This window comes from Enterobacter cloacae complex sp. ECL414, assembly GCF_021869685.1.
Taxonomy (GTDB): domain Bacteria; phylum Pseudomonadota; class Gammaproteobacteria; order Enterobacterales; family Enterobacteriaceae; genus Enterobacter; species Enterobacter kobei.
On the sequence record NZ_CP091481.1, the window covers coordinates 2,937,704 to 2,958,599 of the forward strand.

The 20,896-nt window shown below is 52.8% G+C and carries 25 protein-coding genes, 3 tRNA genes and 1 pseudogene; 14 read left to right on the forward strand and 15 right to left on the reverse strand.

Going from position 1 to position 20,896, the window contains the following annotated elements:
• The first annotated feature begins 84 nt into the window (after positions 1-84).
• Positions 85-1,428 carry an anaerobic C4-dicarboxylate transporter gene (locus L3068_RS14155; protein WP_117580450.1) on the forward strand — a complete coding sequence of 448 codons (1,344 nt, stop codon included), beginning with the start codon at positions 85-87 and terminating at the stop codon, positions 1,426-1,428.
• 42 nt (positions 1,429-1,470) lie between these two features.
• On the opposite strand, the gene L3068_RS14160 is transcribed toward L3068_RS14155, so the two are convergent.
• A complete protein-coding gene (locus tag L3068_RS14160; protein WP_014884363.1) occupies positions 1,471-1,722 on the reverse strand; it encodes a DUF2766 family protein in 252 nt (83 codons plus the stop codon).
• A 108-nt stretch (positions 1,723-1,830) separates the two neighbouring features.
• The gene (gene azuC / locus L3068_RS14165; RefSeq protein WP_014884364.1) at positions 1,831-1,914 is read right to left on the reverse strand and encodes a stress response protein AzuC; all 84 of its coding nucleotides are present in this window, start codon (positions 1,912-1,914) and stop codon (positions 1,831-1,833) included.
• 52 nt (positions 1,915-1,966) lie between these two features.
• On the opposite strand from azuC, the gene L3068_RS14170 reads away from it, so the two are divergent.
• The 3 genes from L3068_RS14170 (at position 1,967) to ftnA (ending at position 3,185) form a co-directional block, all read left to right on the forward strand.
• Positions 1,967-2,155, forward strand: a complete 189-nt coding sequence (locus tag L3068_RS14170) for a hypothetical protein (protein ID WP_133255919.1) — start codon at positions 1,967-1,969, stop codon at positions 2,153-2,155.
• Entirely contained in the window at positions 2,152-2,490 is a 339-nt protein-coding gene (gene yecR / locus L3068_RS14175) for a YecR family lipoprotein (RefSeq protein WP_014884365.1), read from the forward strand. The genes L3068_RS14170 and yecR overlap by 4 nt, the downstream gene beginning before the upstream one ends.
• A gap of 197 nt (positions 2,491-2,687) precedes the next feature.
• Positions 2,688-3,185, forward strand: a complete 498-nt coding sequence (ftnA, locus tag L3068_RS14180) for a non-heme ferritin (protein WP_014884366.1) — start codon at positions 2,688-2,690, stop codon at positions 3,183-3,185.
• Positions 3,186-3,221: 36 nt separating this feature from the next.
• Here ftnA and L3068_RS14185 read toward each other — a convergent pair whose 3' ends face one another.
• Positions 3,222-3,563: a PM0253 family protein gene (locus L3068_RS14185; protein WP_032636168.1), complete on the reverse strand. Its 342-nt coding sequence runs from the start codon at positions 3,561-3,563 to the stop codon at positions 3,222-3,224.
• 231 nt (positions 3,564-3,794) lie between these two features.
• Here L3068_RS14185 and tyrP point away from each other — a divergent pair, with 231 nt between their 5' ends.
• Entirely contained in the window at positions 3,795-5,006 is a 1,212-nt protein-coding gene (gene tyrP, locus L3068_RS14190; RefSeq protein ID WP_117580452.1) for a tyrosine transporter TyrP, read from the forward strand.
• Positions 5,007-5,041: 35 nt separating this feature from the next.
• On the opposite strand, the gene L3068_RS14195 is transcribed toward tyrP, so the two are convergent.
• Positions 5,042-5,710 (reverse strand): YecA/YgfB family protein, encoded by a 669-nt coding sequence (locus L3068_RS14195; protein WP_014884369.1) that lies wholly within the window; start codon positions 5,708-5,710, stop codon positions 5,042-5,044.
• A gap of 413 nt (positions 5,711-6,123) precedes the next feature.
• Here L3068_RS14195 and L3068_RS14200 point away from each other — a divergent pair, with 413 nt between their 5' ends.
• The 7 genes from L3068_RS14200 (at position 6,124) to L3068_RS14230 (ending at position 11,934) form a co-directional block, all read left to right on the forward strand.
• Positions 6,124-7,245: a branched-chain amino acid ABC transporter substrate-binding protein gene (locus L3068_RS14200; protein WP_014884370.1), complete on the forward strand. Its 1,122-nt coding sequence runs from the start codon at positions 6,124-6,126 to the stop codon at positions 7,243-7,245.
• A 99-nt stretch (positions 7,246-7,344) separates the two neighbouring features.
• Positions 7,345-8,259, forward strand: coding sequence for an ABC transporter permease subunit (locus L3068_RS14205; RefSeq protein WP_117580454.1), 915 nt, complete (start codon positions 7,345-7,347; stop codon positions 8,257-8,259).
• An 11-nt stretch (positions 8,260-8,270) separates the two neighbouring features.
• Entirely contained in the window at positions 8,271-9,545 is a 1,275-nt protein-coding gene (gene livM / locus L3068_RS14210) for a high-affinity branched-chain amino acid ABC transporter permease LivM (protein WP_047344695.1), read from the forward strand.
• Positions 9,542-10,417: an ATP-binding cassette domain-containing protein gene (locus L3068_RS14215; RefSeq protein ID WP_014884373.1), complete on the forward strand. Its 876-nt coding sequence runs from the start codon at positions 9,542-9,544 to the stop codon at positions 10,415-10,417. The genes livM and L3068_RS14215 overlap by 4 nt, the downstream gene beginning before the upstream one ends.
• Positions 10,414-11,130: an ABC transporter ATP-binding protein gene (locus L3068_RS14220; RefSeq protein ID WP_023337450.1), complete on the forward strand. Its 717-nt coding sequence runs from the start codon at positions 10,414-10,416 to the stop codon at positions 11,128-11,130. The genes L3068_RS14215 and L3068_RS14220 overlap by 4 nt, the downstream gene beginning before the upstream one ends.
• 231 nt (positions 11,131-11,361) lie before the next feature.
• Positions 11,362-11,580 (forward strand): cold shock domain-containing protein, encoded by a 219-nt coding sequence (locus L3068_RS14225; protein WP_023337451.1) that lies wholly within the window; start codon positions 11,362-11,364, stop codon positions 11,578-11,580.
• A gap of 126 nt (positions 11,581-11,706) precedes the next feature.
• Entirely contained in the window at positions 11,707-11,934 is a 228-nt protein-coding gene (locus L3068_RS14230; RefSeq protein WP_047625762.1) for a hypothetical protein, read from the forward strand.
• A gap of 370 nt (positions 11,935-12,304) precedes the next feature.
• Here the strand turns inward: L3068_RS14230 and L3068_RS14235 are convergent.
• From L3068_RS14235 to uvrY, 6 genes are all read right to left on the reverse strand, one after another.
• Positions 12,305-12,391: transfer RNA gene (locus L3068_RS14235), tRNA-Leu, on the reverse strand.
• 11 nt (positions 12,392-12,402) lie between these two features.
• A tRNA-Cys gene (locus L3068_RS14240) sits at positions 12,403-12,476 on the reverse strand.
• Positions 12,477-12,522: 46 nt separating this feature from the next.
• Positions 12,523-12,598 (reverse strand) — tRNA-Gly (locus L3068_RS14245).
• Between the two features lie 152 nt (positions 12,599-12,750).
• Positions 12,751-13,299, reverse strand: a complete 549-nt coding sequence (gene pgsA, locus L3068_RS14250) for a CDP-diacylglycerol--glycerol-3-phosphate 3-phosphatidyltransferase (RefSeq protein WP_023337474.1) — start codon at positions 13,297-13,299, stop codon at positions 12,751-12,753.
• Positions 13,300-13,355: 56 nt separating this feature from the next.
• A complete protein-coding gene (gene uvrC / locus L3068_RS14255) occupies positions 13,356-15,188 on the reverse strand; it encodes an excinuclease ABC subunit UvrC (RefSeq protein ID WP_014884376.1) in 1,833 nt (610 codons plus the stop codon).
• Positions 15,185-15,841, reverse strand: a complete 657-nt coding sequence (gene uvrY, locus L3068_RS14260) for a UvrY/SirA/GacA family response regulator transcription factor (protein ID WP_023330806.1) — start codon at positions 15,839-15,841, stop codon at positions 15,185-15,187. Before uvrY ends, uvrC begins: the two co-directional genes overlap by 4 nt.
• Before the next feature lie 370 nt (positions 15,842-16,211).
• Here uvrY and L3068_RS25455 point away from each other — a divergent pair.
• Together L3068_RS25455 and L3068_RS14265 are read left to right on the forward strand one after the other, a co-directional pair.
• A pseudogene (locus L3068_RS25455) lies at positions 16,212-16,280 on the forward strand (hypothetical protein); the annotation flags it as partial.
• A 25-nt stretch (positions 16,281-16,305) separates the two neighbouring features.
• A complete protein-coding gene (locus L3068_RS14265) occupies positions 16,306-16,530 on the forward strand; it encodes a DUF2594 family protein (protein ID WP_014832453.1) in 225 nt (74 codons plus the stop codon).
• Positions 16,531-16,596: 66 nt separating this feature from the next.
• On the opposite strand, the gene sdiA is transcribed toward L3068_RS14265, so the two are convergent.
• The 5 genes from sdiA to tcyJ all read right to left on the reverse strand — a co-directional run bounded on the left by sdiA (position 16,597) and on the right by tcyJ (position 20,873).
• On the reverse strand, positions 16,597-17,319 hold the full coding sequence (gene sdiA / locus L3068_RS14270; RefSeq protein WP_014884378.1) for a quorum-sensing transcriptional regulator SdiA: 723 nt from the start codon (positions 17,317-17,319) through the stop codon (positions 16,597-16,599).
• A gap of 221 nt (positions 17,320-17,540) precedes the next feature.
• Complete coding sequence (gene tcyN, locus L3068_RS14275) at positions 17,541-18,293, reverse strand: L-cystine ABC transporter ATP-binding protein TcyN (protein ID WP_014884379.1); 753 nt, start codon at positions 18,291-18,293, stop codon at positions 17,541-17,543.
• Positions 18,290-18,958 carry a cystine ABC transporter permease gene (tcyL, locus tag L3068_RS14280; protein WP_014884380.1) on the reverse strand — a complete coding sequence of 223 codons (669 nt, stop codon included), beginning with the start codon at positions 18,956-18,958 and terminating at the stop codon, positions 18,290-18,292. Before tcyL ends, tcyN begins: the two co-directional genes overlap by 4 nt.
• Positions 18,959-18,979: 21 nt before the next feature.
• The gene (dcyD, locus tag L3068_RS14285; protein WP_117580456.1) at positions 18,980-19,966 is read right to left on the reverse strand and encodes a D-cysteine desulfhydrase; all 987 of its coding nucleotides are present in this window, start codon (positions 19,964-19,966) and stop codon (positions 18,980-18,982) included.
• A gap of 106 nt (positions 19,967-20,072) precedes the next feature.
• Entirely contained in the window at positions 20,073-20,873 is an 801-nt protein-coding gene (gene tcyJ, locus L3068_RS14290) for a cystine ABC transporter substrate-binding protein (protein ID WP_014884382.1), read from the reverse strand.
• Positions 20,874-20,896 lie beyond the last annotated feature (23 nt).

Consider the following 20,896-nt stretch of genomic DNA (forward strand, 5'->3'; position numbering starts at 1 on the left):
AACAAATCAGATCTCGCTCCCAATGATTAACCACACAAAATGTAATGATTTATTTAATTACATAATCATTGACGAGGGAGCAGCATGATCACCATTGAGTTTACTGTCATTCTCCTCTGCCTGCTGACGGGTACACGTTTCGGCGGCATGGGGCTTGGGTTAATCAGCGGGATTGGCCTTTTTATTTTGTGTTTTGTCTTTGGTCTCCAGCCCGGCAAGCCGCCGGTTGACGTGATGTTGACCATTCTCGCCGTGATTGGTTGTGCAGCCACCCTGCAAACTGCCGGCGGGCTCAATGTCATGATGCAATTTGCCGAACGCCTCCTGCGCAAACATCCGCAGCACATCACGCTTCTCGCCCCGTTTACCACCTGGATGCTGACCTTTCTCTGCGGTACCGGCCATGTGGTCTACACTATGTTCCCCATCATTGCGGATATCGCCCTGAAAAAAGGGATCCGACCCGAGCGCCCAATGGCCGTGGCATCGGTAGCATCGCAGATGGCAATCACGGCATCACCGGTTTCCGTCGCCGTCGTGTCGCTGGTCTCCATCCTGGCCGCCCAGCATGGGATCGGTCACGCGTGGGGGATCCTGGAAATACTCGCCGTGTCGGTTCCCGCTTCACTTTTTGGTGTCGCCATTGCTGCCCTGTGGAGTTTACGCCGCGGGAAAGATTTGTCTGACGACAGGGAGTTTCAGGAAAAACTAAAAGATCCAAAGCAGCGTGAGTTTATCTATGGCGGTACGGAGACGTTAATGAATCAACGTTTTCCGAAGCAGGCTTACTGGTCGACCTGGATTTTCTTTGCCGGTATTGCCGTGGTTGTCCTGCTCGGGGCCTTCCCCGAACTGCGCCCCGCCTTCGAGCTGAAAGGCAAAATGACGGCGCTGTCGATGAACCTGGTCATTCAGATGATGATGCTCATTGCCGGTGCCGTGATGCTGATGGCCTGCAAGGTCAATGCCTCAGCCATTTCTAACGGCGCGGTATTTAAGGCCGGTATGGTGGCGATTTTCTCGGTGTTCGGGGTGGCGTGGATGAGCGATACCTTTTTCCAGGCGCATCTCGACGAGTTAAAACTGGCGCTGGAAGGCGTGGTGAAAAGCCATCCGTGGACGTATGCCATCGTGCTTTTCCTGGTGTCGAAGCTGGTGAACAGCCAGGCGGCTGCCCTGACGGCCGTGGCGCCAATGGGGCTGATGCTGGGGATCGATCCAAAAATGCTGATCGCCTTTTTCCCGGCGTCATACGGCTATTTTGTTCTGCCGACCTATCCCAGTGATTTAGCCTGCATCGGCTTCGATCGCTCAGGAACCACCCGCATCGGCAAATTCATCATTAACCACAGCTTCATTCTGCCCGGATTAATCGGTGTGAGCTGCGCGTGTGCGGCGAGCTACCTGCTGGTACAGACTTTCTTTTAAAGGCATCAACGGGCGACTTACGCGGTCGCCCGTTTGCAGATATTAATGCGACTCGCCCTGCGGGGTGAAGCGCAGCTCAATCAGCGCGATCGCTTTCTGGATCGCACGAAGCGTCACCGGGTCAGCGGCGGCAGGATGGCTGGTGAAATCAATGTTTCTCAGCTGCGTGGACATCTTCTCGCGGACTTCAACCGGGGCAATAACATCCAGAACATCAAGGATTTGCTTAATAACCAGCTGACAGGCAACAACGTCAGAGACCAGTTCCTGATCGGCGCTCAGGTTTTGTGACATGGGGCTTCTCCTTATTTAAAGGCCGTCATAGTATCAAAACGCAGCCCCTGACATCTCCCCTTCGTCACCAGCAGGGACAAAAAAACCCGCCGAAGCAGGTTTTTTTTATCAGAACATGGCGCCCGGCGGCACGTCTTTAAAGGTGCGGCAGTAATTGGCCCACATACTTTTGAGGATTTTGCGCAGTTTCATTGTGATGCTCCATTAACTTGTCATACAGCTTTATCGTCAATGCGCCTATAATATGACCACCATCACAAAAATCAATGTTTTTGTGATGTACATCACAATTCAATTTACTGCAACACCTGTTAGCCAGCAAAACCGCGAACAAAATCAAAGAGAGAAGGCAGATCGTCCGGCTATTCCTGGCATTGGGCTACGTCTCTGCGGGTACGATAACGTATCTCCATCCACTCAGAGCGAACCATGAAAAGAGTCATCGTAGCCGGTACGATCCTGCTGCTCGCGGGATGCAGCGTTAACCGTCAGGCGGAAATCAGTAGCCTCGACGCACCAAACGGCATTGTCCGCCTCGATTACGGTCAGGCCGTGCTGCAAAATGCCTGGTCTGACGAATATGTAAATAACGGCACCGCAGTGAAAGCCTGCCAGGGTATGGGGTATGCCACCGCGTCTGCCTACGGGCAACCCGTCAAAACCTGTACGCTGATAAGCGGCTCTTTGTGCCTTAACGAAAGCGTGACCATTCAGTATAAATGCATGGGTTATGCCGTTAACCCTAAGTCAAATAATCCCTGGTATTAATCCAAGCTGCCAGCGTTTGCTGGCACTTTATTTAACTAAGAACAAAAACAATTCGCATTAATATAAAACCGACAATGCGTTTTATTCCCATTCGTATTTTGAAGTAATGAATATTTATTTTACGTTTTGCAAATAATTAAATAACAAATTATAGTGTCGCTCATTGTGAACCAGTAATAATAACCCGGAGCGTCACCATGCTGAAAACTGAAATGATCGACAAGCTCAATGCGCAAATGAACCTTGAGCTCTTTTCATCCCTTCTCTACCAGCAGATGAGCGCCTGGTGCAGCTACCACAGCTTTGAAGGTGCGGCCGCGTTTCTGCGTCGCCATGCGCAGGAAGAGATGACCCACATGCAGCGCCTGTTTGACTATCTGACCGACACCGGCAGCCTGCCGCGCATTGAGACCGTGGCCTCGCCTTTTGCCGAGTATAATTCTCTCGATGAACTGTTCCGCGCCACCTACGAGCACGAACAGCTGATCACGCAGAAAATTAACGAACTGGTTCATGCGGCAATGACCAGCCAGGATTATCCAACCTTTAATTTCCTGCAATGGTATGTGGCAGAACAGCATGAAGAAGAGAAGCTGTTTAAATCCGTGCTGGATAAATTATCCCTGGTGGGTAAATCAGGTGAAGGTCTTTACTTTATTGATAAAGAACTTTCCACTCTCGATACACAGAATTAATTTCAACGCGGTGCGGGTTTCCTGCACCGCGTTAATTTACATACATCCTGCGCAGCTGGTACAGCGCCAGTCATGGGGATTGACGGCCTGATAAAAATAGCGGTAGCTGGCCGTCTCAAGCGGAATACCCACCTCGAAAAACAGGTCTGTCAGCCAGTCAACGTTTTCGATAATCCACTCATCTTCCTGTAAGCCTTGTGCAAAGGTTTCATCTTCAGGATCAATAACCGAATAGATTGCCCAGGTGCCCATATCCTTTTCGCGGCGGGACTCAGGCAGCGTCAGAGGCTGGTTCTGCCAGCTCATTATCCAGTGTCCATGGCACAACAGATTGCCTCCCCGGCTCCATGCCGCCGTAAATGGATTCTCCCCCGCCATAAAAAACCCTCACATTATTTTATTATTTGCACGAGTTGTTTACGTTACGCCTGAAATTTGCGCCGTGACATTGCTCTTATGAAGTAGGTATCGCCCCATTAAGGATCACAGTACGCCTAACCTGTAAATATTTAATTACACACCTTGTAACGGTGATTTGACGAATTACGGCTTTTCCCTTACTCTGCGCCGCAGAAATTGTCGCGATTCACCATCGTTGTAGAGGAAAGCGTGAAAAACAGAACCCTGGGAAGTATTTTTATCGTCGCCGGAACGACGATTGGCGCAGGAATGCTGGCAATGCCCCTGGCTGCTGCAGGTGTGGGATTCGGGATGACGCTGCTGCTTCTTGGCACACTCTGGGCGCTGATGTGTTACACCGCGCTGCTATTGCTTGAGGTTTACCAGCACGTGCCCGCCGACACCGGTCTGGGTTCACTGGCGGCGCGCTACCTGGGACGCTACGGTCAGTGGATAACCGGCTTTAGCATGATGTTCCTGATGTACGCCCTGACTGCCGCGTATATTAGCGGGGCCGGGGAGCTCATTGCCTCCAGCGTCAATGACTGGTTTGGCTCTGACATTACCCCGGCGATGGGAGCAATCTTCTTTGCGCTCATCGGCGGCGGCGTGGTCTGCGTGGGGACCTCGCTGGTCGATCTGTTCAACCGTTTTCTCTTCAGCGCCAAAATTCTGTTTCTGATTGTCATGCTGGTCCTGCTGGCACCGCATGTGCACAAGGTTAATCTGCTGACGCTGCCGCTGGAAAAAGGGCTCGCGCTTTCCGCTATCCCGGTGATTTTCACCTCGTTTGGCTTCCACGGCAGCGTACCGAGTATTGTCAGCTATATGAACGGCGATATTCGCAAGCTGCGCCGCGTGTTTGTTATCGGCAGCGCGATCCCCCTCATCGCCTATATTTTCTGGCAACTGGTGACGCTGGGCAGCATTGACTCTTCAACCTTTATTGGACTCATGGCGCAGCACGCTGGCCTGAATGGTTTTCTGCTGGCACTGCGCGAGGTCGTCACGTCTCCTCACGTGGAGCTGGCGGTCCACCTGTTTGCCGACCTGGCGCTGGCGACCTCGTTCCTGGGCGTGGCGCTCGGCCTGTTTGATTACCTGGCCGACCTGTTCCAGCGTCGCAATACGGTTAGCGGGCGGTTACAGACGGGGGTAATTACTTTCCTGCCGCCGCTCGCGTTTGCGCTGTTTTACCCACGCGGGTTTGTGATGGCGCTGGGTTACGCCGGCGTGGCGCTGTCGATCCTGGCACTGTTACTCCCTTCCCTGCTGGCATGGAAGAGCCGCCAGCAGCATCCTCAGCAGGGGTACCGCGTGGCGGGAGGAAAACCGCTGCTAGGCATTGTGTTTAGCTGTGGGGTGGTGGTTATTCTGGTGCAGGTATTGATTGCCGCCGGCATGTTGCCGGAAGTGGGTTAAATAAAAAAAAGGGGCTATCTTTAGCCCCTTTTTTATCAATGCAAACAGCAGCTCTTAAACTTCTTCCCGCTGCCGCAAGGACACGGATCGTTACGCCCGACCTTCGTGCCGTTCACAATCGGCTTCTTTGCTTCCGGCTGCTGCGGGTTATCTACCCAGTATTGATATAAACGCAGTGCCGCTGGCTGGATGCGCTCAATGCTGGCGATATAGTCTTCTTCGCTCAGTTCATCCAGCTTCTCGCTGTTCTCTTCCGTACCGTGCAGGGCAATCACCTCGAGATCGGCCTTCAGAGACTCCGGCAAGGCTGACCAGTCCGTCAACGCCACGCCGCGCATATAGCCATAGCACCACTCTTCCACCACGGTGTAGCTCTCACCGTCGACGTCGTTATATCCAAACATCGGCTCAAACTGGTCCGGGTATTCGCTCAGCCGCTCAGCAATGTCGTTCATATGCTTAAAGCAGAGATCGATAAAACGGTTCATTTCACGATCGTTTTTCCAGCGCGGAATGTATTTCTCCCCGCCCCACACGGCCACCAGCCAGGTATCTGGCTCAACGACAACAGGGCCGGAAAGCACTGCGGTAAGCATGCCGTCCAGTTCGGATACATCAATCACGGACGCATCGTCATGGCCGTAAGACATGAGAGTCTCTTCCAGCCATGCCATTTCGCTTTCATTTAATGGACCTTCCGTCATCGCGGACACTCCTGATAAAAAGGAAAAGATCCTAACACAGTTCTCACGCCGTTCCCGGCTGAAGTTTAGGTCTTTATTGCTGCAAAAGTGTGCAAATCGTGACCCTTGCACAACTTATGGGCTTTAATGTTAACGATATGTGATCTCCGCTGTAATTTCTTCTCCTGCCGCAGGGCGGCAGAACGCGGCGCTCTATACTCAAAGATGTCATAACCCCGTCAAGGGGTTAACCATTCTGGCAACGTTTTTGCTTGCTGTTCTTCGCGCGACGCTGCGCATGGAAACCTCGCCGTATCATGCAGGATGCCGTTCGTTTAGTGCATTTTGTTCTTGCCCGTGTTTTGGATTGGCTGCGCCCTGGGCGTTCAGGTTTACGCCGTGGTGCAAAAACCTCTTTGCTAAGGAACATAATAATGTCGCTGAAATTAATCAGAACTCCCCTGTCTCTTGTGTTAGCTGGTTGTCTGGTGACGGCGTTTTCCGCCCGCGCAGATATCGTGATTGGTGTCGCCGGGCCGTTTACGGGACCCAATGCCACCTATGGCGATCAGTACTGGCACGGCGCAACGCAGGCCGCTGAAGATATTAACGCTGCCGGCGGGATTAACGGTGAGAAAATCAAGCTGGTTCAGGGTGATGATGCGTGCGAGCCTAAACAGGCCGTGGCTGTCGCCAACCGCTTAGTCGACCAGGATAAAGTCAACGCCGTTGTCGGCCATTTCTGCTCCTCATCGACCATGCCCGCCTCTGAGGTGTATAGCGATGCGGGGATCATTTCCATTACCCCCGGCTCGACGAACCCGCTGATCACCGAACGCGGTATGAGCGATATGTTCCGCATGTGCGGCCGCGATGACCAGCAGGGCCAGGTTGCCAGCGACTTCATCATCGATAAGCTGAAAGCCAAACGCGTGGCGATCATTCACGATAAAGACACCTATGGGCAAGGGCTGGCAGACGCCACCAAAGCGGCACTGGCGAAACGCGGGGTCAAGGATGTGATGTACGAGGGGTTATCGCGCGGTGAAAAAGACTTTAACGCGCTGGTGACGAAGATTGGCGCGCAAAAACCGGACGTGGTGTTCTTCGGTGGCTGTCACCCGGAAGCCGGTCCGCTGGTTCGCCAGATGCGTGAACAGGGCGTGCAGGCGAAATTCTTCTCCGGCGACTGCATTGTTAATGAAGAGATGGTGACGGCGGCGGGCGGTCCACAGTATACCAACGGCATTTATATGACTTTCGGTAAAGATCCGCGCCTGATCCCGGACGGTAAAGCAGTGATTGAGAAATTCCGCGCCGCTAAATTCGAACCGGAAGGTTACACCCTCTACTCCTATGCTTCCGTGCAGGCCATTGCTGCTGCGTTTAAAGCCACGGGCGGCAAGGACTCCGCCAAAGCCAGCGAGTGGCTGAAGGCTAATACGGTCGACACGGTGATGGGTAAAAAAGCCTGGGACAGCAAGGGCGATCTGAAAGTCTCCGACTACGTGGTTTACCAGTGGGACGACAAAGGAAAATATAAGGAAGTGCAGTAACGGGACGGAATCACGCTCAACGTCGGCGGGCCTGCCTGCCGGCGCGTAATAAACATCAGGCTGCGCACCACCTGCAGCCTATAAAACGAGCGCGCTAAGATGAATACATTCTTCCTGCAGCAGTTAATCAATGGCTTAACGCTGGGCTCCGTCTACGGCCTCATCGCCATCGGCTACACCATGGTGTATGGCATTATCGGGATGATCAATTTCGCCCACGGCGAAGTGTATATGATTTCCGCCTACCTCTGCGCCATTGGCCTGGCGCTACTCTCTTTCTTCGGCCTGCAGTCATTCCCCCTGCTGATACTGGGAACGCTGGTATTCACCATTGTCGTTACGGGGGTGTACGGCTGGACCATCGAGCGTATTGCTTATAAGCCGTTGCGGAACTCTACGCGCCTGGCACCGCTTATCTCTGCCATCGGGATGTCGCTTATCCTGCAAAACTACGCGCAGCTGAGCCAGGGTCCGCGCCAGCAAGGAGTGCCAACCATGCTCGACGGCGTACTTCGTCTGCATCTGGGCGAGGGTTTTGTGCAAATAACTTATACCAAAGTATTTATCCTGGTCGCCTCGTTTGCCGGCATGCTGGTGCTGACCTGGATAATCAACCATACCCGGCTGGGGCGGATGTGCCGCGCGGTACAGCAGGACCGTAAAATGGCCTCCATTCTGGGGATCAACACCGACCGGATTATCTCCCTGGTCTTTGTCATTGGTGCGGCCATGGCGGGCCTGGCAGGTGTGCTCATCACCATGAATTACGGCACCTTTGATTTCTACGTCGGGTTTGTGATTGGCATTAAGGCGTTTACCGCAGCGGTGCTCGGCGGGATTGGCTCCCTGCCGGGCGCGATGCTCGGCGGGTTGATTCTGGGCATCGCCGAGGCGCAATTTTCCGGCATGGTGAACTCCGATTATAAAGATGTGTTCTCGTTTGGCTTACTGGTCTTGATCCTTATTTTTCGCCCTCAGGGTCTGCTTGGCCGCCCGATTGTCGCCAAAGTGTGAAGGAGAATACGATGACCTCTCACGGCTTTTCGCTTAAGCGCTGTATTCTGGACGCCATTTTTTCCGGCCTGATTGCGTTAATCATTTTTGGCCCGATTGCCGGCGTGGTGCTGGACGGATACAGCTTTAACTTCGCAGGACAGCGACTCGCATGGATAGTCGGCATCGTTATGCTGGGTCGTTTTCTGCTGAGCACTTTTTTGGGTACCGCCCCAGGCGCACGTTTCCAGGCACGTTTTGAAGCCGATAGCGCAGGTGTTTATGTCCGGCCACCGCAATACAAAAGCCGCATGCGCTGGATTATTCCTCTGGTGATTGCCGTTGCCATTTGCTTCCCGTTTGTCGCCACTAAATATGTGCTGACCGTCGCCATTCTCGGGCTGATCTACGTGCTTCTTGGGCTGGGGCTGAACATCGTCGTGGGTCTGGCGGGTTTGCTGGATCTGGGGTATGTCGCTTTCTATGCGATTGGTGCGTACGGACTGGCGCTGGGGTATCAGTATCTCGGCTTAGGCTTCTGGAGCATGCTGCCGCTGGCGGCCATTATGGCCGCTGCCGCGGGCGCCCTGCTCGGTTTTCCGGTACTGCGCATGCACGGTGACTATCTGGCCATTGTCACCCTCGGGTTCGGGGAGATCATTCGCCTGATCCTGAACAACTGGCTGACGTTCACCGGCGGGCCTAATGGCGTGTCAGCCCCTCCTCCTACCTTTTTCGGCCTTGAGTTTGGACGACGCGCAAAAGAAGGCGGCGTGCCTTTTCACGAGTTTTTCCACCTCACCTATAACCCGAACATGAAGTTTATCTTTATCTATACGGTGCTGTTTCTGGTGGTAATGCTGGTGCTCTATATCAAGCACCGCCTGACGCGGATGCCGATCGGCCGGGCGTGGGAAGCCCTGCGGGAAGACGAAATTGCCTGTCGCTCCATGGGGCTCAATCATGTGCTGGTCAAGCTTTCGGCCTTTACGCTGGGCGCATCAACTGCGGGCATCGCCGGGGTATTCTTCGCCACCTATCAGGGGTTCGTGAACCCGACATCGTTTACCTTCTTTGAATCCGCGCTGATCCTCGCCATTGTGGTACTGGGCGGCATGGGGTCTACGCTTGGCGTGGTGCTGGCCGCCTTTGTGCTGACGGTCACGCCGGAACTGCTGCGCAGTTTTGCCGAGTACCGGGTCCTGCTGTTTGGCATGCTGATGGTGGTGATGATGATCTGGCGTCCACGCGGTTTGATCCGCATTAACCGCAGCGGATTTGCCGTGCGTAAGGGCGTCGCGCCATGAACGAAACGATATTGCGCGTTGAACATCTGATGATGCACTTCGGCGGGATTAAGGCGCTAAACGACGTCAACCTGGACGTGCAGCGTGGTTCCATTACTGCCCTGATTGGGCCAAACGGGGCGGGAAAAACCACCGTATTTAACTGCCTGACAGGCTTCTACAGAGCCTCCGGCGGCAATATTTTATTTACCAGCCGCAATAAGACGACCAACGTCATTCAGGTACTCGGGCAAAAATTTCAGCCGGGTGACTGGATTAACCCCGCGCAGTTCGGGCAGCGTCTGTTCTATAAAATGTTTGGCGGAACCCACCTGGTCAACCGCGCCGGGCTGGCGCGCACCTTCCAGAATATCCGTCTGTTTCGCGAGATGTCGGTCGTGGAAAATCTGCTGGTCGCACAGCATATGCGCGTTAACCGTAATCTGCTCGCCGGGATCGTTAATTCCCCGGCCTACCGTCGGGCTGAAAGCGACGCCCTCGACAGAGCGTTCTACTGGCTGGAAGTGGTCGATCTGGTGGACTGTGCCAATCGCCTGGCGGGGGAGATGTCGTACGGTCAGCAGCGGCGCCTGGAGATTGCCCGGGCAATGTGTACCGGACCGGAGATGATCTGTCTCGACGAACCTGCCGCCGGGCTAAACCCGGTTGAAACGCATAAGCTGAGCAGCATCATTCGTTTTCTGCGGGATCATCATGACATCACGGTATTACTGATTGAGCATGACATGGGGATGGTGATGGAGATTTCGGACGATATTATCGTGCTCGACCACGGTGACGTGATTGCCAGGGGGAAACCCGCGCAGATCCAGCATGATGAAAAGGTCATTGCCGCCTATCTTGGCACGGATGAAAGCGAGGTCACCCTATGAGCGAACCGCTGCTGGCCTTCCGCGAGGTGGATGTGTTTTACGGCGTGATTCAGGCGCTGAAAGAGGTCTCACTTGAGGTGAATACAGGAGAAACCGTGGCGCTGATTGGCGCAAACGGCGCGGGTAAATCGACATTACTGATGTCCATCTTTGGCCAGCCGCGTATCCGCAACGGACAGATCCTTTATCGCGGCGAAGACATCAGCCATAAATCCACCCACTACGTCGCCTCCGGCGGCATTGCGCAGGCACCTGAAGGCAGACGTATCTTTCCGGATATGACCGTCGAAGAGAACCTGCTGATGGGGACCATCCCGATTGGCAACCAGTTTGCGGCCGAAGATATGCAAACGATGTTCGATCTGTTCCCTCGCCTGAAAGAACGGCGTAAACAGCGCGCGATGACCCTGTCCGGCGGAGAACAGCAAATGCTGGCTATCGCCCGGGCGCTGATGAGCCGTCCGACGCTGCTGTTGCTGGATGAGCCCAGCCTGGGCTTAGCCCCGATTGTGGTGAAACAGATTTTCCAGACGCTGCGCGAGCTGGCCCGCAACGGGATGACGATCTTCCTGGTGGAGCAGAATGCGCACCACGCGCTGAAGCTTTCCGATCGCGGGTATGTGATGGTTAACGGGCAGATCCGCCTGAGCGGCAGCGGCGAGGAGCTGCTGGGCAATCAGGAGGTGAGGAAGGCGTATTTGGGTGGGGTGTGACGTCGGCTTAAGCGGGTCCCAAAGGGCAAAAATAAAATTTGCTTATTAGCCCATCCCATGCCTTAATGATCGCGTTGGTTCGATACAATATTTTATATGCGGTATTTTTCCAGTCAGTCCTCTTAACCAGGCGCTATCTCTGATATCCCCTCCTTTTGAGTTCATACGTATACGTTTATACGTTCCCTATCATAACGTTGTTATTCTAAACGTCTTCAAATGGAGTATTTTATGTCATCCAGGATCTTAGGTCTGGTCAAGTGGTATAACGAAGATAAGCGCTTTGGATTTATCTCCCCTCTCGATGGAAGTAAAGATGTATTTGTTCACTTTTCTGCCTTACAGGAAGAAAGTGTCAATACGCTTTTCGAAGGCCAAAAGGTCGAATTCGCTATTATTGCCGGTAATAAAGGCCCAGCGGCAGCCAACGTAATGCTCTGCGATAAGTAATATTATCATTGCGCTACGACGACGATGAGACCTTTAGCAAGCAAACGGCCCTTTGTGGAAAAATATAAATAGAACCCCATTGGAAATTTGCGGCTTGAAAAACAACGACAAAATACAAGGTGATATATGAAAAAAGTGATCGTTTTTTTTAATGGAAAACCTTGCAAAACTATCTCGGTACTTAAAGGGGTTACATCAATACGTGAAGCGTATCCCAACGGAGAAGAAGTCAATCTACAGATCATGTCGGCAGGTTTCCCGTCCTTAACAGGTGACCATGAGGTTATCTATGTTGCATCTGATCGGGAACTGGCCTCACAGGAAATCTTTGATGCAGCCTCTAAATATTTGTAACTATCGGATTTTACGGTTCTAATTTTAGAAAACTGTTACGCTTTACCATCATTATAATAACTATGCATCATTCTTATCGCCTGCTTTATGTAGGCTTTTTTTTATGAAGCCTACCGATACACCAGTGTTGCCTCGACTCCTGCCGTTTTTCATCATTTCACCAGCAGTAACATAATCACATTTACGTAATGGCATAAGTAAAAAGACATTGTCCAGAAAGCACTTCATGATTGAAGAGTAAAAATGGTGCGGTAGGCAGGCGGGGAAAAATGACAATTACTAATAAGTAACATAGATTTCAAACACAAAAAAACCACCTTTCGGTGGTTTCACGACACTGCTTATTGCTTTGATTATTCTTTGTTTCCCATGGTAGCCGGAGTGGGACTTGAACCCACACAGCGCGAACGCCGAGGGATTTTAAATCCCTTGTGTCTACCGATTCCACCATCCGGCCAGGGAAGAAAGTGGAGGCGCGTTCCGGAGTCGAACCGGACTAGACGGATTTGCAATCCGCTACATAACCGCTTTGCTAACGCGCCGTAAAACTTTTCTAACTGACACCCGCTATTGCGCATGTCTTTAATCTGGAGCGGGAAACGAGACTCGAACTCGCGACCCCGACCTTGGCAAGGTCGTGCTCTACCAACTGAGCTATTCCCGCATGTCATCAAGTCAACTTCTAAACACTTGATTTCATTATCGTCCGGCTTGCTGTGCCGCCGTTCGATGCGTTGCATTCTACTGATATGACGTTATGAGTCAACGTTATTTTTTGCTTCCCTGGATCGTTTGCTGAAAATTACGGCGAAACGATCACTGATCAAGCAAATCCCCGCGCGCAGCGTTCAAATATTGCAGCATTGACCACAGCGTCAGCACTGCCGCTACCCACAGCAGACCAATTCCCGCCCACTCAACCCAGACGTTTGGACGCCAGAGCATCCAGACCAGCGCCGCCATCTGTGCGGTCGTTTTCACTTTCCCGATCCAGGAGACCGCCACGCTGCTGCGTTTACCCAACTCCGCCATCCACTCACGCAGCGCAGAAATGATGATTTCACGGCCGATCATGGTTGCCGCAGGCAGCGTCACCCACCAGGTATGATAGTGTTCAGCCACCAGCACCATCGCGATAGCAACCATGACCTTATCCGCTACGGGATCGAGAAACGCGCCGAAGCGGGTGCTTTGATTCCAGCGACGCGCCAGATAGCCATCAAACCAGTCCGTTACCGCTGCGATAAGGAAGATCAATGCGCAGGCAAAAGGTGCCCACACAACCGGCAGATAAAACGCCAGCACGAAGAACGGAATGAGTACAACACGAAAGAGAGTGAGCAACGTAGGGATATTATATTGCATAGTGACGGTAACTATTTGTTGTCAGTAAAATTTAGCTCTATGTTGCTACAGAGCCCTCAATGTTTCAACGAGTAGTAGATCTTTTCTGCCAGCCCTTGCGAAATACCCGGCACTTTTGCAATTTCCTCCATGCTGGCGTTGAGTAATCCTTGCAATCCGCCCATATACTTCAGCAGCATCTGGCGACGTTTTGGCCCGACGCCCTCAATGGTTTCCAGAGTACTGGTATTTTTCACCTTCGCCCGTTTTTTACGGTGCCCGCTGATAGCATGGTCGTGCGATTCATCGCGAATATGCTGGATAACATGCAGCGCCGGAGAGTCTGGCGGCAGACTGAAGCCCTCACCTTCCGGTTCGAAGAACAACGTCTCCAGACCCGCCTTACGATCGGCCCCTTTCGCCACACCTAACAGCAGCGGATGGTTTTTGTCCCACTCAACGTCGAGCGATTCAAATACCGCTTTCGCCTGGCCAAGCTGGCCTTTACCACCGTCAATCAGGATCACATCCGGGATCTTGCTCTCTTCAATCGCTTTACCGTAACGACGACGCAGCACCTGATTCATGGCGGCATAGTCGTCCCCCGGCGTAATGCCGGTGATGTTATAGCGTCGATACTCGGCGCGCAGCGGGCCATTAGCATCAAACACGACGCAGGATGCTACCGTCTGCTCACCCATCGTATGGCTGATATCGAAACACTCCATACGTTTCACTTCCGGCAACTTCAGGAGCGTTGCCAGCGCGGTTAACCGCTGGCTGACCGTCGATTGCTGAGACAATTTTGTGGTCAGGGCCGTCGCCGCGTTGGTCCGCGCGAGCTTCAGATAACGCGCCCTGTCGCCGCGGGGTTTGGTTTGTACGTTGACCCGACGGCCCGCCAGCTCGGAAAGCGAATCGGCCAGCAGGGTTTTATCGTCAAGGTTGAAATCGAGCAGGATCTCCGAGGGGAGCGTGCGCATCTGGCTTCCCTGTAGATAGAACTGGCCGACAAAGGTTTCCACCACTTCCCCCAGCTCGGTACCACCAGGCACTTTGGGGAAATAGCTGCGGCTGCCGAGTACTTTGCCCTGGCGGATAAACAGCACGTGAACACAGGCCATTCCTGCGTCAAAGGAGACGCCGATAACGTCGAGATCGTCACCGGTATTCGAGACAAACTGTTTCTCGGTGACCCGGCGCACCGCCTGAATTTGGTCACGGATCCGTGCGGCCTCTTCAAACTCAAGTGCGGCGCTGGCTTTTTCCATCCGCGCGATCAGCTGGGTTAACACCTGATCGTCCTTTCCGGCTAAGAACAGGCGTACATAGTCCACCTGCTGGGCATACTCATCTTCACTGACCAGCCCGGCAACACAGGGGCCCAGGCAGCGACCAATCTGGTACTGCAGACACGGACGCGAGCGGTTACGGTAGACACTGTTTTCGCACTGACGAATCGGGAAGATTTTTTGCAGCAGTGCCAGCGTCTCCCGCACGGCATAGCCATTCGGGAAAGGACCAAAATATTCCCCCTTCGCGTGTTTTGCACCACGGTGCATCGCCAGACGCGGATGGGTATCGCCACTGAGAAAGATAAACGGATAGGATTTATCGTCCCGCAACAGCACGTTATAGCGCGGCTGATAGAGCTTTATATAATTGTGCTCAAGCAGCAGGGCTTCGGTTTCGGTATGCGTGACGGTGACATCAATATTATGAATGAGAGAGACCAGCGCTTCAGTCTTACGGGAGGCAAGGTTGCTGCGAAAATAGCTGGAAAGGCGTTTTTTAAGGTCTTTCGCCTTCCCCACATAGATAACCGTACCGCCAGCGTCATACATCCGATAGACGCCAGGCTGGCTGGTTACCGTTTTCAGAAATGCTTTTGAATCGAACACATCACTCACTGACTTAACAACGTCTCCGCATTACATAAACCATGTCGGATGGCCAGATGAGTCAGTTCAACATCACCATGAATGTTCAGTTTACTGAACATTCGATAACGATAGCTGTTCACCGTTTTCGGGCTGAGGTTCAGCTGTTCCGAGATCTCATTTACCTTCTGACCTTTCGTGATCATCAGCATAATCTGCAATTCGCGCTCAGACAAACTGGCAAACGGGGACTCGTTTTTCTCGGGTTCGATCTGGCTCAAAGCCATCTGTTGCGCAATGTCAGAGGCGATGTAACGCTGCCCGGCAAACACGGAGCGGATGGCATTGACGACCTCCTGCGGAGCGGCACCTTTGCTCAGGTAACCGGCCGCACCCGCCTGCATCACTTTCGCAGGCAGTGGATTTTCAGTATGCACGGTCAGCATGATGACTTTGGTATCTACGAAGGTACGCGCAATTTTGCGCGTTGCCTCAAGGCCACCGATGCCGGGCATGTTCATATCCATCAGCACCACATCGGCGGAGTTTGTGCGGCACCATTTTACGGCATCTTCCCCACAGCACACCTCTCCGGCAACTTTAATCCCTTTTATATCTTCAAGAATGCGTCGTATCCCTGCGCGCACCAGTTCGTGGTCATCAACAAGAAGGACGTTGATCAAAGGAAATGTCTCCAGAATAGGGATAACGCTACTGAGTGATAATTTGGTTTATATTAACGGTTTTCCTCACAAGATTAAAACGTTAAAAAATCGGCTATTCGATTTTGCTCTCGTTTTTGGAAATTAGCCTGTACAGTCCGTGGAAAGAGAGTCCTTGCCATCAGGGCTTTTGCGCTTTTTTTTAAGCATCCGTATTCAAAAAGTTACAAAAACCTTGCTCCTTTTCCTCGGGGAAAACAGTTTTCAGATTTTTGTAACAATAATTAACGGTAAGCAAACCACTCATAAACAATTAATAGTCATACCAGGGCATCAGTCTACCGCCTGGCGGAGTTTACGCAAATAAACAGCACAGTAAAAGTACGAAAAACAACCGCTGCATTTTTTGCTACAGCTTGTGGTATACTCCGCCGCCTTGACTTTCGTCGTCGCGCTTTAGCGCCGTTTAATAATGAGGAAAATAAATGAGCACACCTGAATTTGCCACTGCGGAGAATAACCAGGAACTGGCACAGGAAGTAAACTGCCTGAAAGCACTGCTGACGCTGATGCTGCAGGCGATGGGCCAGGCTGATGCTGGTCGTGTGATCATTAAAATGGAAAAGCAAATCGCGCAGATGGAAGACCAGGCGGAATCAGCTGTATTTGCAAACACCGTTAAGCAAATTAAACAAGCGTACCGCCAGTAACAAAAAACGGCTGGATGCACTGCATTCAGCCGTCCGCTCGTCTGTCACGCAGAACGTACTCGCTAATCAGATCAGTCCCGTTGCCGCCGCGTAACAAGCAATCTGGGTTTTGTTGGGTGCATTGAATTTTTTCTGCATATTCTTCTGATGGAAGTTAACCGTATTCTCTGAAATGGAGAGAATGATCGCTATTTCCGCTGACGTCTTCCCTTCTGCAGTCCATTTCAGAATTTCCCGCTCACGCTTGCTGAATTTCATCTCTGGCGGCATCACCATCCCATCTTCAAAACGCAACAGCGTGGTTAATGCCATTTGCACCAGCATTTGCAACCGTAGTTCTATTTCTTCCTGCCTGTACGGCACATCCTGCACACTCGTACGGGAAACCGAGAGGAAACCGAGCGCGTGATTAGGCAGCATCAGACACTGCGTTATTCCCGTGCGTAAACCGTGATCCTGTGCGTTATGCCATAACTCCTGCGCATCCGCGAATAATGCATCCGTCCAGGGAAGATGACCCTGAATGAAATTCTCCGGCTTTAAAACCGGATCAATCGCAAAATAGTTCGCGGATTGATATTGCGCCATCCACTGCTTTGGATAAGTGGTTTGCAACGAGACCTTGGGCCGCGTAAATGGTACGGGATGGCGCACGCAGAGCGCGTAATAATCGAATTCGAGCGCCTGCGTTTGTCGCTGAAGTTCCTGATATACCTCGTCGGCACAGGTCAATTCCTGAAACCGGAGGAAGCAATCCCGTCGCCAGGTGAAAAAGTCTGAATCCTTCATACTTACTAAAAGAAGCCTCTGAAAAGATAATCATTATTATGGTGAATATAACCTAACACATAAAACTTATTTCTAACCACAAAATATCGGCAATAGCACAATTAACTTTACTATTGATAAGGCTTATCTGCGTAGGGTGGAATAAAAAAGCAGACGCCCGGGGCTACAGGGAGAATAATTTGCTCCAGAAAAGATTTCCGGAGCAAATAAGGACAAAAATGCTACTGCATGAGGAATTTTTCAAGGAACTGGCGGGTTCGCGGCTGTTGAGGATCCGCAAATAAACTTTTCGCCGGCCCCTGCTCCACAATCCGCCCCTGATCCATGAAAATGGCCCTGTCCGCCACGTCACGAGCAAAGCTCATTTCATGGGTCACGATGACCATCGTGCGCTTTTCCTGTGCCAGCTGGCGAATGGTATTCAGCACTTCGCCCACCAGCTCGGGGTCGAGCGCGGAGGTCGGTTCATCAAACAGGATCACGTCAGGGCGCATCGCCAGCGCACGCGCTATCGCCACGCGCTGCTGCTGGCCTCCTGACAGGCGGCGCGGATAGCTGGTCTCTTTACCTGCCAGCCCAACTTTAGCGAGCAACTCGCGGGCACGCGCCGTCGCGTCCTCTTTTGGCTCACCTTTTACGATGACCGGCCCTTCAATAATGTTTTCCAGTACCGTGCGGTGCGGAAAAAGATTGAAGTTCTGGAACACAAAGCCAACATGCTGACGCAGACGGCGAATTAATCCTTTCTGCTGGCTGATGGATTTACCGGTATCAATCGTAATCTCCCCGACCCGGATGGTGCCCCCTTCCGGCTGTTCAAGCAGGTTAATACTGCGCAGCAGCGTCGTTTTTCCCGACCCGCTCGGCCCGATAATCGCCACCACTTCGCCCTGCTCCACTTCCAGATCGATCCCGTGGAGCACCGTTTGACCATGGAATTTTTTCACCAGGTTTTTAACGTCGATAGCACTCATTTTGGATCACGCTCCTGGCGGTTAAGCTGGTTTTCAAAATAGTTTTGCAGAGCAGACAACACCGTTGCCATCACCCAGTAAATCAGCGAGGCAGCCAGATACATGGTGAAGACTTCAAGGGTGCGCGAGGTAATAAGCTGCGCCTGACGGAACAATTCAGGCACCTGAATCGTTGCGGCCAGAGAGGTATCTTTGACCAGGCTGATGAAGCTGTTGCTCAGCGGCGGAAGCGCCACACGCGCAGCCTGCGGCAAAATAGCGCGACGCAATGTTTGCCACGGCGTCATCCCGATACTGGCCGCCGCTTCCCACTGACCTTTATCAATGGACGAGATTGCCGCGCGCAGGGTTTCAGAGGTATAGGCCGCCGTATTGAGCGACAGGCCAATCATCGCCGCCGGGATCGGATCCAGCTCGATACCGAATTGCGGTAAACCGTAGTAGATCATAAAGAGCTGAGCAATGAGTGGCGTACCGCGAAACACGGAGATATAGAAGCGCGCCAGCCAGCGTACCGGCAGAATGGGCGACATACGCATTAAGGCCAGCACGAAGCCCAGCACGAGGCCGAAGAACATCCCGCCAATACTCAGCTGGAGCGTAAATACCGCACCTTTCAGCAGATACGGCAGGGAATCAATAACCAGTTGTATACTTTCTTGCATTATTATTTTTCGACCTGATTTTTAGACATGAGGATGATAAGCAAACAGCGCGGGCGCCCCGCCGGTGTGCACAAATAAAATCGGCCCTTCATCCTTAAAGCGTTTCTGCGTAATACCGTCTATAAGCCCGGCCATCGCTTTACCCGTATAGACCGGATCAAGCAGTATACCCTCAAGGCGCGCCAGCAGTTTAACCGCCTCCATCCCCTCTTCATTAGGCGTGCCGTAGCCCGGCGCAAAATAGTCATCCCAGAGCAGAATATCGGCTTTTGCCTTAAGCGCCAGCTGCTCTGCCACCGCCTGCTGTAACGTGACCACTTTCGGCTTCTGATCCGCAACGCTGCGGGACACCGTCACGCCTATCAGTTCCACCTCGGGCATCAGCTGCTCCAGCCCCACCGCCAGCCCGGCGTGCGTGCCCGCACTGCCAGACGCGACAACCACGGAGGAGAGGCTCACCGCCCCCTCACACTGCTGCGCGATCTCCAGCGCACTTTCCACATAACCCAGCGCGCCCAGCGCATTCGAACCGCCGACAGGGATAACATAAGGACGAAAACCCTGCGCTTCGAGGCGCGTAGCCAGTTCGTCGAGCTGGGCAGTCGGGTCGGTCAACGCATCGACCATCTCCACCTGCACATTAAACAGATCCAGCAGCAGACGATTACCGTTGGTGAGATAATTTTCTGCCCGCGTGCCAATCGGGTTTTCCAGCCGTGCCACGCAATGGAGACCAAGCTTCGCCGCCACTGCCGCCGTCTGACGAACGTGGTTGGACTGGATAGCCCCGGCGGTGATGAGCGTGTCCGCCCCTTCACGCAGAGCATCCGCGGCCAGAAACTCCAGCTTACGCAGCTTGTTGCCCCCCATCGCCATCGGCGTCACGTCATCGCGCTTAATGAAAATATCGCGTCCTACGTAATCAGAAAATCGCGGCAGATACTCCAGCGGAGTCGGCGCGCCGATAAACTCCAGGCGGGGAAAGCGCGTTAAATTCTGTAGTGACATGGGTTCTCCGGTAACTCAGACAAAATGTGATATTTTTCATTATGCACGCAGACGCGTAAGAAATAAAAAAGGCGCTTTTAAAAGCGCCTTTTTTCACGTCAAAGACTTATTTGGTGACGTCTGCGCCGAACCACTTCTCGGAGAGCGCCTTCAGGCTGCCGTCTTTTTGCATATCAGCAATCGCAGCGTCGATCGCTTTCACCAGGTCTTCGTTACCTTTACGGACCGCAACACCGGATTCCTGACGAGAGAACGCATCACCGGCAACCGCCAGAGTGTTGTTGGTTTTCTTCACCAGATCCAGCGCGGCCAGGCGGTCAACCAGAATGGCGTCAATACGGCCTACGCGCAGATCCTGGTATTTCGTCGGGTCATCATCATAGGTACGGATGTCCACGCCCTGAACGTTCTGGCGCAGCCACTCTTCGTAGTTAGTGCCCAGACCGACACCCACTTTTTTGCCTTTCAGGTCGGCCGCGGTTTTGATGGTGCCTTCGTTACCTTTCTTCACCAGCGCCTGAATACCGGACACGGTGTACGGCGTGGAGAAGTCATACTTCTTCTTACGCTCGTCAGAAATGGTCACCTGGTTAATCACCACGTCAATGCGTTTGGAATCCAGCGATGCCAGCATACCGTCCCATTTGGTCGGTTTCAGGGAGGCTTTCACGCCGAGGTGTTTTGCCAGTTCTTCGGCAAATTCCACTTCAAAACCGGTCAGTTTGCCGTCGTCGCCCTGGAAGCTGAACGGAGGATAGGTTCCTTCCAGCCCAACCAGCAGCGTTCCGCGCTCTTTTACTTTGTTCAGCAGATTTTCTGCAGCGAACGTTTTCACGCTCATACCCGCAACCAGCGCCACGGCCATAACGCCCATCAACGCCTGACGACCCAGAAGTGCTAATTTCATAAATACCCCGATAGCGTAGAATT